This window comes from Nocardia sputorum (assembly GCF_027924405.1).
GTDB lineage: Bacteria > Actinomycetota > Actinomycetes > Mycobacteriales > Mycobacteriaceae > Nocardia > Nocardia sputorum.
The window spans coordinates 4,637,763-4,651,242 of record NZ_AP026978.1; the positions used below are offsets into that span (position 1 = coordinate 4,637,763).

Here is a 13,480-nt window from a genome sequence, read left to right on the forward strand (position 1 = left end):
GAGATCACCCGACGGTGCCGGCGGTTCGGCCGCCCGCACACCCTGAAGGTCACGACACCGGCCTCGGGGGCGGATCGGGGAGGAAATCGGGATGGTTCCGGATGTGTTGCGGCACTGCGGATTTCTACCGTCGGTCCATGTCTTCGGATGCCCGGCCGCGCAGGCGGCTGCTCGTGGTCGCCGTCTGCCTCGCGACTTTGCCGGTCCTGATCATCGGAGGGGTCGCCTGGATATACGCCGGTGCGGTCGTATCCACCGTCGGCAAGACGGAATTCCGGGACGAACTCGCCATCCCTCCGCTGGCGCCGTCGCGGGTCGGCGCCGACGGCACGCGCACGTTCGAACTCGACATGCGCGCCGGGCAGCGCGAATTCCTACCCGGCCGCGCCACGCGGACCTGGGGGTTCAACGGCGACTACCTCGGTCCGACGCTGCGGGCGCGGCGCGGGGAGACGGTGGCGGTCACCGTGCGCAACACGCTGCCGGAGGCCTCCACCGTGCACTGGCACGGCATGCATCTGCCCGCGGCGATGGACGGCGGCCCGCACCAGATGGTGGCGCCGGGCGCCGCTTGGACGCCGCAGTGGACCGTCGACCAACCCGCCGCGACCCTGTGGTATCACCCCCATCCGCACGGCGCGACCGAAGCCCACGTGCGCCGCGGGCTGGCGGGCATGTTCCTGCTCGACGACGACGTATCCAGCACGCTCACCCTTCCCTCGCATTACGGGGTGGACGATCTGCCGGTGATCGTGCAGGACGTGAAATTCGACGGCGCGGAGTTCGACTCCACGCACGGGATTTTCCGCGACATCGGATTCCTCGGCGATCGGACCATGGTCAACGGAACGCTCGCGCCGTACCGGAACGTCGGCGACGAGCTCGTCCGGCTGCGCCTGCTCAACGCATCCACCGCACGGGTCTACACCTTCGAATTCGCCGACGGGCGACCGTTCGCGCTCGTCGCCACCGACGGCGGCCTGCTGGAACGGCCGAGCACGCAGGACCGGTTGCGGCTGTCGCCGGGTGAGCGGGCCGAGATCGTGGTACGGATGCGCCCGGGCGAGCGCACCGTGCTGCGCAGCGGCGAACTCGACGCCGGGCTCGATTTCTGGACCCAGCGTTTCGCCGGCGGCGACGACACCTTCGACGTCCTCGAATTACGCGCGGCCGATACGTTGCGTCCCTCACCGGAACTGCCCGCGTTCCTGGCCTCGTCCGCGACGCCGGACGGCGGCGACGCGGTCCGGGAACGGCATTTCGACCTGGATCTCGGCGGGATCAACGGCACCCCGATGGCCATGGATCGCATCGACTTCGCGGTCACGCGCGGCACCACGGAGATCTGGGTGGTGCGCAACAACGACGGCATGCCGCACAACTTCCACATCCACGACGTGCGATTCCGCGTGATCGCGGTGGACGACGGCCCGGTACCCGCGGCGTCGACCGGTCCGAAGGACACCGTTTTCCTGCCGCCGAACAGCACGGTGCGACTGGCCATGCGGTTCGACGGCCCGGCCGATCCGGACGCACCGTACATGTATCACTGCCATCTGCTCTGGCACGAGGACCTCGGAATGATGGGCCAATTCGTGGTGGTGGAGCCCGGGCAGACCGCGGGAACGCCACCCGCGCACCACGGTCACTGATTCCACGCGCACCGCTCTTGCCTGTTCCGGGTGGGCGCGCTAAATTCATCACACAGTGAATTCAACACTCGATGAATTGAGGCGACCGTGTCGCAATCCACCCCATCTCCCGCCGTCGAGGTAAGGAATCTGCGGGTCCACCGCGGCGGCCGCGAAGTACTGCACGACGTCTCGCTCACCATCCCGCGCGGATCGATCACCGGTCTGCTCGGCCCGTCCGGATGCGGCAAGACCACGCTGATGCGTGCCATCGTCGGCACTCAGATCATCGAATCGGGCGACGTCAGCGCGCTCGGGCGCCCGGCGGGCTCGGCCGCGCTGCGCCACTTGATCGGCTATGTCACCCAGGCGCCGAGCATCTACAACGACATCAGCGTCCGTGAGAACGTCGCGTACTTCGCCGCGCTCTACGGCCGCGACCGCGCCGACGTCGACGACGCGATCACGGCGGTCGGTCTGACCGACCACGCCCAGCAGCGCGGTGACGAGCTGTCCGGCGGGCAGAAGACGCGCGCGTCCCTGGCGTGCGCGCTGGTCGCCCAGCCGCAACTGCTGGTGCTGGACGAGCCGACGGTCGGCCTGGATCCGGTGCTGCGCGTCGAGCTGTGGAAGCAGTTCCACGAGCTGGCGGCGAACGGGACGACGTTGCTGGTGTCCAGTCACGTCATGGACGAGGCCGAGCACTGCGACCGGCTGCTGCTGATGCGCGAGGGGCAGTTGCTCGCCCAGCTCAGCCCCGACGAACTGCGCACGCGGACCGGTGAGCAGAACCTGGAGACCGCCTTCCTCACCCTGATCACGATGGGACAGAACGCATGACCGCCCTTTCCGAAGCCACGCCCCGGCGGACGCCGACGGTGCGCCCCTACGCCGCGACCACCGGCCGCATCCTGCGGCAGCTGCGCAACGACCACCGCACCGTCGCCATGATCCTCGTGGTCCCCGCACTGCTGATGGCGCTGCTGTATTTCATCTACAAGGACACTCCGACCAATCCGCTGAACCCCGTCTCGCTGTTCGACCGGGTGGGCATCAGCATGCTCGGCATCCTGCCGTTCATCGTGATGTTCCTGATCACCGCGATCGCGATGCAACGCGAACGGACCTCGGGCACGCTGGAGCGGCTGCTGTCCACGCCGCTGACGAAACTCGACCTGCTCGCCGGATACGGCACCGCGTTCTCGCTGGCCGCCGCCGCGCAGGCGATCGTCGCCTGCCTGGTCTCGTTCGGGTTGCTCGGGCTCGACGCTGCGGGCAGCCCCAGCTGGGTGGTGCTGATCGCGGTGATCGACGCGGTGTGCGGTGTGGCGCTGGGGCTGCTGGCAAGCGCGTTCGCGCGCACCGAATTCCAGGCCGTACAGTTCATGCCGGTCGTGGTCGCGCCGCAAATCTTCCTGTGCGGCTTGCTCGTTCCCCGCGGCCAGCTGCCCGATTGGCTGGAGGTGATCAGCAACGTGATGCCGCTGAGCTACGCGGTCGACGCGCTGCAACAAGTTTCGACGCATCCGGAGGTCACCGGCGAGATGTGGCGCGATCTGGCCATCGTCGCCGGATTCGCGATCGTCGCCTTGTGCCTGGGCGCGGCCACGCTACGACGGCGGACCACGTGACGGCAGGAAACGGTTCCGGCGGCGCCGAGCGGCCTGCCCGCACCGGCCGCCGACCGGGGCAATCGGGCGCCCGCGAGGCCATCCTCGCGGCCGCCCGCGCGCGTTTCGCCGACGCGGGCTTCGACAAGACCTCGGTGCGCGCCGTCGCCACCGACGCCGGGGTCGATCCCGCCCTGGTGCACCACTACTTCGGCACCAAGCAACAGCTCTTCGCCGCGGTGGTGGAGCTGCCGGTCGATCCGGAGGCGACCCTGCGCATCATCGAGGCCGCGCCACTGGATCAGCTGGGCGAGACGATCATTCGCGCGGTGATCGGGGTGTGGGACTCCCCCGCAGGACCCGGTGTGGTGGCGGTGGTGCGCAGCATCCTGGCCGGCAGCGACGACCCGTCTCTGGCCAGGACATTCTTGTTGGAAGTGGTGCTGGAACGCGTGCGCTCGCGTATCGCCACCCCGCAGGACGACGGCCGGGTCCGGATCGGCCTGGTCGCGTCCCAGATGATCGGCGTGCTGGTGGGACGCAAGATCGTCGGGGTGGAACCCCTGGCCTCGATGCCCGCCGCCGACCTGGTCGCCGCCGTGGGCCCGACGCTGCAGCGCTATCTGACCGGCGACATCGGACAGTGAACGCCGACCGGGCCGTCACTCCACGACTTCGACGACGTCGCCCGGCCACAGATACTCGTAGAAAGCCTTGGCTCCCTCGTGGGTCATCCGGACGCAGCCGTGCGACTTCTTCTCGATCGGGCCGACGTGGAAGGCGATGTCACCGTTGAAGAAGGTCGCGTACGGCATCGGAGCGTTGTGCATGGTGCTCCAATGGAACTCCTTCTTGAACGACACGCGGAAGACTCCCGGCGGCGTCTCGTATCCCGGCATCCCGTGCGAAATCGGCGTGGGGCCGTAGACCACCTTGCCCTCGTCCATCAGCCACGCTTCGTCGGTGGACAGCCGCATGCACGCACGGGCCGCCGTGGAGCACGGCGCGACGGGAGGCGGGGGCGGAATCAACGCGGGCATCCCGGGGATGTCCGGACCACCGGGCCAAAGAGGTTCGGCCTGTGCGGGCGCCGCCATGGTGAATCCCGCCGCCGCGACTCCGAAGGCAATCGCACACCGAGCTGTCCAGTTACGTAAACGCGTATCGCTCATTACGTTCCCGACCTCTCTCCCATACGCCACTCGGTGCCGCTCGTCAGGCCGGCCGCGTCACCCCTTCGCTGGAGCGAGCGGACCGTTCCGAGGTGCAAATGATCATGGCGGAGCCGGTTCGGAACGGTCAATGGAGGCAAAACGACCGTGACGGATCCGTTGCCGGGCGACGGGCGAGTCGTGCGGAAGCCGGACGGCAGGGCGGGTAGGTCAGGCGTCGGCCTGCGCGGTGAACACGTCGTGCTCGGCGTCGGTGACATCCCTGGCCTCGTCGACGAGCAGGACCGGGATGCCGTTCTCGATCGGGTATGCCCGGCGCAGGCGCGGGTTGTAGAGCAGCGCGCTGCCGTCGGCGGCACGGACCAGGCGCAGCGGGCCTTTGTCCTGCGGGCAGGCCAGCAGGCTCAGCAATGTGGCATCCAAGGTGGGCTCAGGCATACGAGAAACCTACCTTCCGGCCGGGCCGGGCCGGGAACCGTCCGTATCGAGTGCGGGTGTCCGGCGGAACGAGATGTGGCGATGACCGAAGAAGCTCGCGCCCGCCACCAGCGCCATCACCGCGACCGCCGACGGAATGCTCGGCAGGTGCAGCAGCGAGACCCCCAGCTGGAGCAGCACCATGTTCAGCACCAAGCCGCCGGAATTCACCGCGACGAACGCGAGGAAGTCCCGCGCCAGGCGGCCGCGCACCCGGAACACGAGGGTTCGGTGCAGGACGAACGCCACGACCACGCTGATGCTGTAGGCCAGGGCGGGCGCGAGCGCGGCGGGCGCCCGGTTGCCGAGCACCGCCAGCCACAGCACCGTCAGGGCCATGCCCAGGCCGGTGTTCACCACGCCGACGATCGCGAACGCGATCTCCTGGCGGCGCACCACGCGCAGCAGCGGGCCGGGGTCGGCGGGAAGCGCCGCGGACTCCACGCCTTCGGCATCCGTCTCGAAGGCCCGGGCCGCACCCGGTCGATCCGCCGCGCCCGCGCTCATCGGACGGCGTCGGCCAAATCGGTGTCCGGGGTCACGGCCGGGTCGGGCGGCGACGGCGCGTCACTCGGTTCGGCCGACCCGTCGAGCCGCCGCCTGCCGCGCAGGTAGGCCCACTCCAGCGCACCGACGCCGAGCAGCCCGGCCAGTGCCGCTGCGACGCCGATCCGCCAGCCCGGGGGTTGCCAGGACAGTACCAGCTCACCGGAGCTACCGGCCGGAATATCCACAGCCACAAAGGTTTTGGCGACCAGCGTGGAGGGGATCGCACGGCCGTCGATGGTCACCCGGTAACCGGGCCAGCCGAGCCGGGCGAACACGACCCGCCCACCTTCCGGGGAGTTCACCCGTACCCGGCTCGTCGTGTCCGATTCGGCGACCGACGTGGCCGTCACTCCCTGGGTGGCCGCGATCCGGCCGTCACGCGCCGAGATCAGGCCGTCGACGCGTTCGAGCACGGAGATGTACTTCTCGTGCCCCGGGTAATCGACCCACCTCCAGCCGGAGGGCGCGGGTCGGTCGCGCGCGTCCGGGTGCAGAGCGCGCTGCAGCACGACCCGGTCGACCTTCATCAGGTCGACGATGGTCCGGCCGGTGGTCGGCTCGGTCGCGAACGCCCGCCGGTAGGCATCGGGGCAGACACTGGTGTCCCAGCGCATGCACAACGTCTCGCCGAACCAGTAGTGCCCGTTGGGGGTGTACCCGCTGACGTAGGTCAGCTCGAGATCTTTCGCGTAGTTGCCGAAGACGAGCGATCCGTACGCGCCGGAAAGATTGCGTTCCGCCGGCGGGATCAGCATTCGGTCCGCCAGTTGCAGCGTAGTGCCGGGGAAATCGGGGAACGCGGCCTTCATCTCCGACCGGTTCTCCGGCAGATTCCAGCCCATCGGCGTCGGTTGCGCCGCCCACACCTGCAGATACGCGATCGGGAACACCGAAACGACGATCAGCGCGCACGCGGCGGCCGCGCCACGGCTGCGCCCCAGCCATACCGCGACGGCGCCGAGCGCCGCCACACCGAGCGCCGCCACGACATGCCAGATCACCTCGTGCGGCGCGGCCGAGAAGGAACGCGCCCACAACAGACCGATGAGCACCGCGGCCGCGACGCCACGCCGCCGCCAGTCCTGGACGGTGGCGAAGCGGCCCAGTAGCACGCACACCAGCACCAGCAGGCCCAAAGCCACCATCGGGAGCACCCGCGCAGGCCAGCGCAACGGGCCGACAGCGCCGGGACCGGCCGTCCACATCAACGCCATCACCGCGAACAGCGCGGGCGCGACGAACTCGCGCGCCGAGCCGAGCGCCTTGCGCCAGTCGACGAAAGCCAGCGCCGGGACCAGGAACCAGGCGATGTAGACCACCGGCATCGGCTGCACGTAGCCCCACCAGGAGCTGAACGCGGGCAGTGTGCTGGGCAGGCTGGCGTTCAGCGACTCCGACCACGGCACCGTGAGGAACTGGTCGTTGTTGATCTGCGCGGTGCCTCGCCAGGTCACCTTCGCCGACAGCATCGACGGCAGGTAGGTCGCCAACCCGGCCAGCGCGGCACACGCGGCGACCGTCAGCAGGCGCAGCGCCGGACGCCACGCCTTCTGATACACGAGTTCGCCGATCACGACGGCGCCCACCATCAGACCGGCTTCCACCGCGGGGAAGATGTACTGCACCGAGATGGCCAGATAAAGGAAGACGAAGGTGGGGATCGGCCCACTGCGCCCACGGGCGTAGCGCACGCCGGAGGCCCACGCGTGGGCCAGCCAGGCGGTGCCGGTGAAGGCGGTCATCCAGCTGGCCTCGTCGAAGAACAGCAGCCATCCGGTGAACGGTATGGCGGCGCCCGCGACCGCCGCCCAGGGCGCCTTCGCGCCGTAGGCCAGGCAGATCCGGTAGACGCCGAGCGCGAGGACGATGGCGAAGATCAGTTTCACCACCGTGGCGTACAGCGCGAGGTTGTCCACCGACGGCGCGATCAGATCGATCAGCAGTTGCGGTGGATTGAGCAGTCCGGCTTCTTCGATGGTGTAGTTGCCCGCCATCCAGTGCTCGGGCACGAGTGCCGGGAGCCGTCCTTCGCGCAGGTACCGGCCGAGCATCACCCACAGCGGCGCGTACTGCGATTCGGTGTCGTCGGTGTAGAAATGCCGGACGTTGGCGAGTAGCACCGCACCGTATCCCGCGACCACCCCGAGCGCCGTGATGACGCCCCATGTCCAGACTTCGCGTGAAGGGAAGGTGCTACGTTCGGCCACGAGTCCCAGACCCTACCGTCAACGCGGTGCCGCGCGGGCATGCCAGTGCCGGAACGCCGTCCGGGAAGGCGCTATCGCGCGGCGCCTCGGGCCCCGGCCTCGGGCTCACGGTGGAACGAGATGTAGCGGTGGCCGAAGAAGCTGGCGACGGCCACCAGGCCCATCACCACGACCGCCGACGGAATCCGCGGCAGGTGCAGCACCGCGACGGCCAGCGACAACAGCACCGTATTCAGCAGCAGCCCACCCGAATTCACCACCACGAAGCCGGCGAAGTCGCGCAGCAGGCGGCCACGGACCCGGAACACGAGCGTGCGGTGCAAGACGAAGGCGACGACGATGCCGACGGCGTAGGCCAGCACCACCGCGACCGCGGGCGGCCACGCGTCGCCCAGCACCGCCAGCCACGCGACGGTCAGCGCGATGCCGAGCAGGGTGTTGCCCGCGCCGACCACCGCGAACGCGACCTCTTGTCGCCGGAACACCCGCACCAGGAGTCCCGGCGCGGGCCCGTCACCCACGGCCGCGGCCGCCGCGGCGTCCGGGCGCGCGTTCGTCTTCACGAAACGACGTCCGCCAGCTCACGATCCGGCTCGGTGCGCTCGGCGTCGCCCGCCTCCTCCGGCTCCTCGCGGCGCCGGGACCGGACATGCAGCCACTGCAGCACCCCGAGCCCGAGCACGCCCGCCACGGCGGCGGCGATGCCGATCTTCCAGCCGGGCGGACGCCAGGTCAGCACGAGTTCGGCGTTCTGGGTGCCCGCGGGGACGTCGACGGCGATGAAGGACTTGGCGACCGTGGTGATCGGAAGCGACTTGCCGTCCAGCGTGACCCGGTATCCAGGCCAGCCCAGCCGAGCGAACACCACCCGGCCGCCTTCGGCGGAGGACACGCGCACCCGGCTGGTGGTGTCGGTTTCGGAGATCGAGGTCGCGCTCACCTTCTCGGCATCGGTGACGCGGCCGTTCGTGGTCGAGATGAGTCCGCCCACGCGTTCCAGCACCGCGATGTAACGCTCGTGCCCGGGGTAGTCCACCCACTTCCACCCCTCGGGCGCCGGTTGGCCGGGCGCGTCGGGGAACAGCGCCCGCTGCAGCACCACGCGATCCAGATTCATCAGATCGACCAGCGGCCGCCCGGTGGTCGGCTCGGGCGCGAACATCCGCCGGTAGGCGTCGGGGCAGACGCTGCCGTCCCAGCGCATGCACAGCAGTTCACCGAAGTAGAAGTGGCCGCTGGGGGTGTACCCGTTGACGTAGTCGAGCTCGAGACCCCGGGCGTAGTTGCCGAAGACGAGCGAGCCGTACGCGCCTTCGATGCTCTTGTCCTGCGGCTGCAGCAGTCCTCGATCGCCCAGCTGGATGGTGTTGCCCGCGAAATCCGGGAACGCCGCCTTCGCTTGCGAACGCTTCGCGGGCAGATTCCACGACATCGGCGTCGGTTGCGCCGCGTCGACCTGGAAGTAGGCGATCGGGAACATCGCGACGATGGTCAGCGCGCACGCCGCCGCGGTTCCCTTGGTGCGCCCGAGCCACACCGCCGCCGCGACCAGCGCGGCCAGCGCGAGGGCCGCGATCACGTGCCAGATCACGTCGTGCGGGTCGGCGGAGAACGAGCGCACCCACAGCAGCAGGATCAGCACGCCCGCCGCGATGCCGCGGCTCTTCGGATCCCGCACCGTGCCGTACCGCCCCAGCAGCACGCACACCAGGATCAGCAGGCCGATGGCCAGCATCGGCAGCACGCGCGCGGGCCAGCGCAGCGGACCGACCGAACCGGGGCCCGCGGTCCACATCAGCATCATCATCGCGAAGATCGCGATCGCGCTCAGCTCCCGCCACGCCTCCCGGGCGCGACGCCAATCGACGAACGCGAGGGCGGGGATCAGGAACCACGCGATGTAGGTGACCGGCAGCGGCTGCACGTAACCCCACCACGACGTGAAGGCGGGCAGCGAGCTGGGCAGGCTGGCGTTCAGCGACTCCGACCACGGCACGGTGAGGAACTGGTCGTTGTTGATCTGCGCGGTGCCCCGCCAGGTCACCTTCGCCGACAGCATCGACGGCAAGAAGGTCAGCAGGCCCGCTAGCCCCGCGCAGCCCGCCGCGAGCGTCAGCCGCAGCACCGGCTGCCACTTGCGCTGGTACACCAGCTCGCCCACGGCCACGGCCAGCAGCATCAGCACGGCTTCTACCGCGGGAAAGATGTACTGCGTCGAGATGGTCAGGTAGAGGTAGACGAACACCGGGATCGGCCCGCCGAGACCTCGCGTGTAGCGCACCGACGCGGCCCAGGCGTGCACCATCCAGGCGGTGCCGGTGAGCGCGGTCATCCAGCTGGCTTCATCGAAGAAGAGGAAGAAGCCCGACAGCGGCAGCGCGATGCCCGCCACCGCCGACCAGGCGGGCCTGCCGCCGTAGGCGAGGCAGACGCGATACACGCCGAGCGCGGCGATGATCGAGAAGATCAGCTTCACGACGGTCGCGTACAGCGCGACGTTGTCCACCGAGGGCGCGATCAGATCGATCAGCAGCTGCGGCGGGTTGAACAGGCCCGCGTCGTCCATGGTGTTGTTGCCCGACATCCACTGCTCGGGCACCATGACCGGGAACTCGCCCGCGCGCAGCGCACGGCCGAGACCGACCCACAGCGAGGTGTACTGGGATTCGGTGTCGTCGGTGAAGAAATGCCGGGCGTTGGCGAGCAGGACAGCGAGGTAACCCGCGATCACTCCGAGCGCGGTGATGGCCCCCCACCGGTAGACATCTCGCCGCGAATAGACATCCGGCCGCGAGCCGGGCACTGCACTGTCCGTCACGAGTTCCAAACCCTACAGGGCAGCCCTCCGCTTGGCATCGGTCGCGGACGCCACCAAGATGAGGGCATGATCAGCTGCTCCGGTAGCCGCCCTGCGCCCCGTGCTAGAGTCCACACCGGTTCGGGCTCTGCAGTCCTGCGCCGAGTACCGGCACGCACCGTCATCGAAAGTCGAACCAGCTGATGCCGATTCCCCCCGCCCGCACACTCCGTTCCGGCGCCCCCGCGACGAACGGTGCATCGGCGCGGCCCGGCGTGGACCGGCCGCACACGGTGTCGGTGGTCGTGCCGGTGTACCGGGGCGAGGACACGATCGCCGGCCTGGTCGCCGAGCTGCACGATCTCACGCGCTCCTCCGAGACTCCCGGCGGCACGGCGTTCACCGTCACCGAGATCATCCTGGTGCACGATCACGGCCCGGACCGCTCCGATGTGGTCCTGCAGGAATTGCAGCGGACCTACCCCGCGGTGCGCACCGTCTGGCTCAGCCGGAACTTCGGCCAGGATGCCGCCACGATCGCCGGAATGTCGGTCGCCGCCGGTGACTGGATCGTCACCATGGACGAGGACGGCCAGCACGATCCCCGCTTCATCAGCACGTTCCTGGACACGGCGCTGGCGCAGCGCGCCGATCTCGTCTACTCCAAGCCCAGCAACACCCGGCCGCACGGATTCCTGCGCAATCTGACCTCGCGCGGAGCGAAGCTGGTGCTCGCGACGCTGTTCGCGTTCCCGGATTCCACCCGGTTCGAGAGCTACCGGCTGATCCGCGGGGACATCGGCAGGCAGCTCGCCGAGGTCGCCTCCAACGGCGTCTACCTGGACGTCGCGCTGACCTGGGTGGTCGGCGCCGTCGCGCAGGCGCCGGTGGTGCTGCGCGCCGAAGGCCGGGAGGAGTCCGGCTACAACTACCGCCGCCTGTTCTCCCTGTTCTGGAAGATGGTGCTGTGCAGTGGCACCCGCGGTCTGCGGTTGGTCAGCCTGCTCGGCGTCACCCTGGCGCTGGCCGGCGGGGTGATGGCCGCGATCGTCGTCTTCGAAGCGCTGACCACCGACGGCTGGGCGCCCGAAGGCTGGGCCTCCACCATCGTGGTACTGCTGCTGTGCTCCGGCGCCATCCTGTTCTCACTCGGGCTCATCGCCGAGTATCTGGGCGTGGCCCTGCACATCCTGGTGGGCAAGCCCCTCTATCTGACCGTCGAGACGCCGACACCGCGTCCGGCGGACGCTTCGGAACCGACCGCCACCACCGCCAGCAGGGGGACCGACCGGGTTGAGCACTGACCGCGTCATCTTCAGCCGCCCGTACCGGGCGCGCCGGGAACTAGCGAACCTGGAGGCGGTGCTGGCCTCCGACCACAGCCATGGCGACGGACAGTTCACCGCGTCGGCCACCGCGAAGCTGAAGGCGATCACGGGCGCGCCGCACGCCCTGCTCACCACGTCCTGCACGTCCGCGCTGGAAATGGCGGGCCTGCTGCTGGAGCTGGGCCCCGACGACGAAGTGATCGTGCCCAGTTTCGCCTTCACCTCCACCGCCACCTCGATGGCACTGCGCGGAGCGACCTGTGTCTTCGCCGACATCGATCCGGCCACCGGGAACCTCGATCCGGAGTCGGTGGCGGCCGTGCTCACCGAGCGCACGAAGGCCGTGGTGGTCATCCACTACGGCGGCGTCGCCGCCGACATGGCCGGACTGCTGGAGTTGGCGAACGCGCACGGTGTCGCCGTCGTGGAGGACAACGCGCACGGGCTCGGCGGCACCTGGCGCGGCCGGAAGCTCGGCACCATCGGCACGATGGGCACGCTCAGCTTCCACGACACGAAGAACGTGCACTGCGGCGAGGGCGGCGCGCTGCTGCTCACCGACGAGATCCTGATGGCGCGCGCCGAGATCATCCGGGAGAAGGGCACCGACCGGGCCCGGTTCCTGCGCGGAGCCGTGGACAAGTACTCCTGGCAGGACATCGGTTCCAGCTACTTGCCGAGCGAGCTGAACGCGGCCGTGCTGGACGCGCAGCTGGACGAGTTCGACGCCATCCAGGCCGGACGGCACCGGGTGTGGGATGCCTACGCCGCCGCCCTGCCGGACTGGGCCCGGCGCAACGACGTGCGCCTGATGTCGGTACCCGCCGATCGCGAGCACACCGCGCACCTGTACTACCTGCGCACCCCGACCGAGCGCCGCCGCGACGACCTCATCGCATACCTGGCCGAGCAGGGCATCTCCGCGCCCTTCCACTACATTCCACTGGATTCCAGCCCGGCCGGCTTCAAGCTCGGCCGCACGCCGCGCGCGTGCGCCCGCAGCGCCGAGTTTTCCGCGACCGTCGTGCGCCTGCCGCTCTGGCCGGATCTCACCGACGCGCAGGTGGCCCGGGTGGTGGACGCGGTCACCGCCTTCACCGTCTGATCACGCGGTGAGCACGTAGAGCTTCTCCCGGCCGCCCGCGATCAGCGACCGCCGGGCCACCCGTGGTCCGTACGCCGTGAAGAGCTCGTCCAGCGTCCGCTCGGTGAAGCGGTGCGCCTGCTCGCCGTCGCCCGCGTCGGTGAACCGTCTGCCGATCGTCGCGAGAACCGGATTGTCGCTGGTCGCCAGGTTGCGAACGGGCTCGGCGACGATGACCTGTTCGGTGGCCGCCGCGAGCATCCGATCGAGGAGGGGGCGCGGCTCGGGCAGGAAGTGATAGAGACTGGCCTGCATGATGACGTAGTCGGCCTCGGGCAGCGCGTCGCCGGAACGCAGGTTCCACACTCTGCCTCGCCCGCCCGCTTCGTTCACGCGCGCGACGAAACGCTCGTTCAGATCGAGCCCCGTGTAGTCGACCGACTTGTGGCGCAAGTAGCGGGTGTAGAGCGTCGCGGGCCCGCAGCACAGATCGACCACACTCGCACCCGCGGGCACGAGTTCCGCGATCGCGCGATACCGAGCCGTGTAGTGCCTGCCGTACAACCCGCGCATCAGAACCTCGTAGACGGTCCCGTTGCGGTAGATGAGGCTCGTTCTCACAGGC

Annotated in this window: 13 protein-coding genes; 6 read left to right on the forward strand and 7 right to left on the reverse strand. The window is 69.4% G+C overall.

Annotated features, from left to right (window positions below):
* Nucleotides 1–137 precede the first annotated feature (137 nt).
* The 4 genes from QMG86_RS20890 to QMG86_RS20905 all read left to right on the forward strand — a co-directional run bounded on the left by QMG86_RS20890 (nt 138) and on the right by QMG86_RS20905 (nt 3,888).
* On the forward strand, nt 138–1,652 hold the full coding sequence (locus tag QMG86_RS20890; protein ID WP_281874287.1) for a multicopper oxidase family protein: 1,515 nt from the start codon (nt 138–140) through the stop codon (nt 1,650–1,652).
* An 87-nt stretch (nt 1,653–1,739) separates the two neighbouring features.
* Nucleotides 1,740–2,471, forward strand: a complete 732-nt coding sequence (locus QMG86_RS20895) for an ABC transporter ATP-binding protein (RefSeq protein ID WP_281874288.1) — start codon at nt 1,740–1,742, stop codon at nt 2,469–2,471.
* On the forward strand, nt 2,468–3,262 hold the full coding sequence (locus QMG86_RS20900) for an ABC transporter permease (protein ID WP_281874289.1): 795 nt from the start codon (nt 2,468–2,470) through the stop codon (nt 3,260–3,262). The genes QMG86_RS20895 and QMG86_RS20900 overlap by 4 nt, the downstream gene beginning before the upstream one ends.
* Entirely contained in the window at nt 3,259–3,888 is a 630-nt protein-coding gene (locus tag QMG86_RS20905; protein WP_281874290.1) for a TetR/AcrR family transcriptional regulator, read from the forward strand. The genes QMG86_RS20900 and QMG86_RS20905 overlap by 4 nt, the downstream gene beginning before the upstream one ends.
* A 15-nt stretch (nt 3,889–3,903) precedes the next feature.
* Here the strand turns inward: QMG86_RS20905 and QMG86_RS20910 are convergent, their stop codons facing one another.
* The 6 genes from QMG86_RS20910 to QMG86_RS20935 all read right to left on the reverse strand — a co-directional run bounded on the left by QMG86_RS20910 (nt 3,904) and on the right by QMG86_RS20935 (nt 10,377).
* Complete coding sequence (locus QMG86_RS20910; RefSeq protein ID WP_281874291.1) at nt 3,904–4,218, reverse strand: L,D-transpeptidase; 315 nt, start codon at nt 4,216–4,218, stop codon at nt 3,904–3,906.
* 405 nt (nt 4,219–4,623) lie between these two features.
* A complete protein-coding gene (locus QMG86_RS20915) occupies nt 4,624–4,851 on the reverse strand; it encodes a Trm112 family protein (RefSeq protein ID WP_281874292.1) in 228 nt (75 codons plus the stop codon).
* 9 nt (nt 4,852–4,860) lie between these two features.
* A complete protein-coding gene (locus tag QMG86_RS20920; protein ID WP_281874294.1) occupies nt 4,861–5,397 on the reverse strand; it encodes a GtrA family protein in 537 nt (178 codons plus the stop codon).
* Nucleotides 5,394–7,646 carry a hypothetical protein gene (locus QMG86_RS20925; protein WP_281874296.1) on the reverse strand — a complete coding sequence of 751 codons (2,253 nt, stop codon included), beginning with the start codon at nt 7,644–7,646 and terminating at the stop codon, nt 5,394–5,396. The genes QMG86_RS20920 and QMG86_RS20925 overlap by 4 nt, the downstream gene beginning before the upstream one ends.
* Before the next feature lie 71 nt (nt 7,647–7,717).
* Entirely contained in the window at nt 7,718–8,209 is a 492-nt protein-coding gene (locus QMG86_RS20930) for a GtrA family protein (RefSeq protein ID WP_281874298.1), read from the reverse strand.
* On the reverse strand, nt 8,206–10,377 hold the full coding sequence (locus QMG86_RS20935) for a hypothetical protein (protein WP_281881046.1): 2,172 nt from the start codon (nt 10,375–10,377) through the stop codon (nt 8,206–8,208). The genes QMG86_RS20930 and QMG86_RS20935 overlap by 4 nt, the downstream gene beginning before the upstream one ends.
* A 269-nt stretch (nt 10,378–10,646) precedes the next feature.
* On the opposite strand from QMG86_RS20935, the gene QMG86_RS20940 reads away from it, so the two are divergent.
* Both QMG86_RS20940 and rffA read left to right on the forward strand, forming a co-directional pair.
* Nucleotides 10,647–11,747, forward strand: a complete 1,101-nt coding sequence (locus QMG86_RS20940; RefSeq protein ID WP_281874300.1) for a glycosyltransferase — start codon at nt 10,647–10,649, stop codon at nt 11,745–11,747.
* Nucleotides 11,737–12,876 carry a dTDP-4-amino-4,6-dideoxygalactose transaminase gene (rffA, locus tag QMG86_RS20945; protein WP_281874301.1) on the forward strand — a complete coding sequence of 380 codons (1,140 nt, stop codon included), beginning with the start codon at nt 11,737–11,739 and terminating at the stop codon, nt 12,874–12,876. The genes QMG86_RS20940 and rffA overlap by 11 nt, the downstream gene beginning before the upstream one ends.
* On the opposite strand, the gene QMG86_RS20950 is transcribed toward rffA, so the two are convergent.
* Nucleotides 12,877–13,476 (reverse strand): class I SAM-dependent methyltransferase, encoded by a 600-nt coding sequence (locus tag QMG86_RS20950; protein WP_281874303.1) that lies wholly within the window; start codon nt 13,474–13,476, stop codon nt 12,877–12,879.
* Between the last annotated feature and the right edge of the window lie 4 nt (nt 13,477–13,480).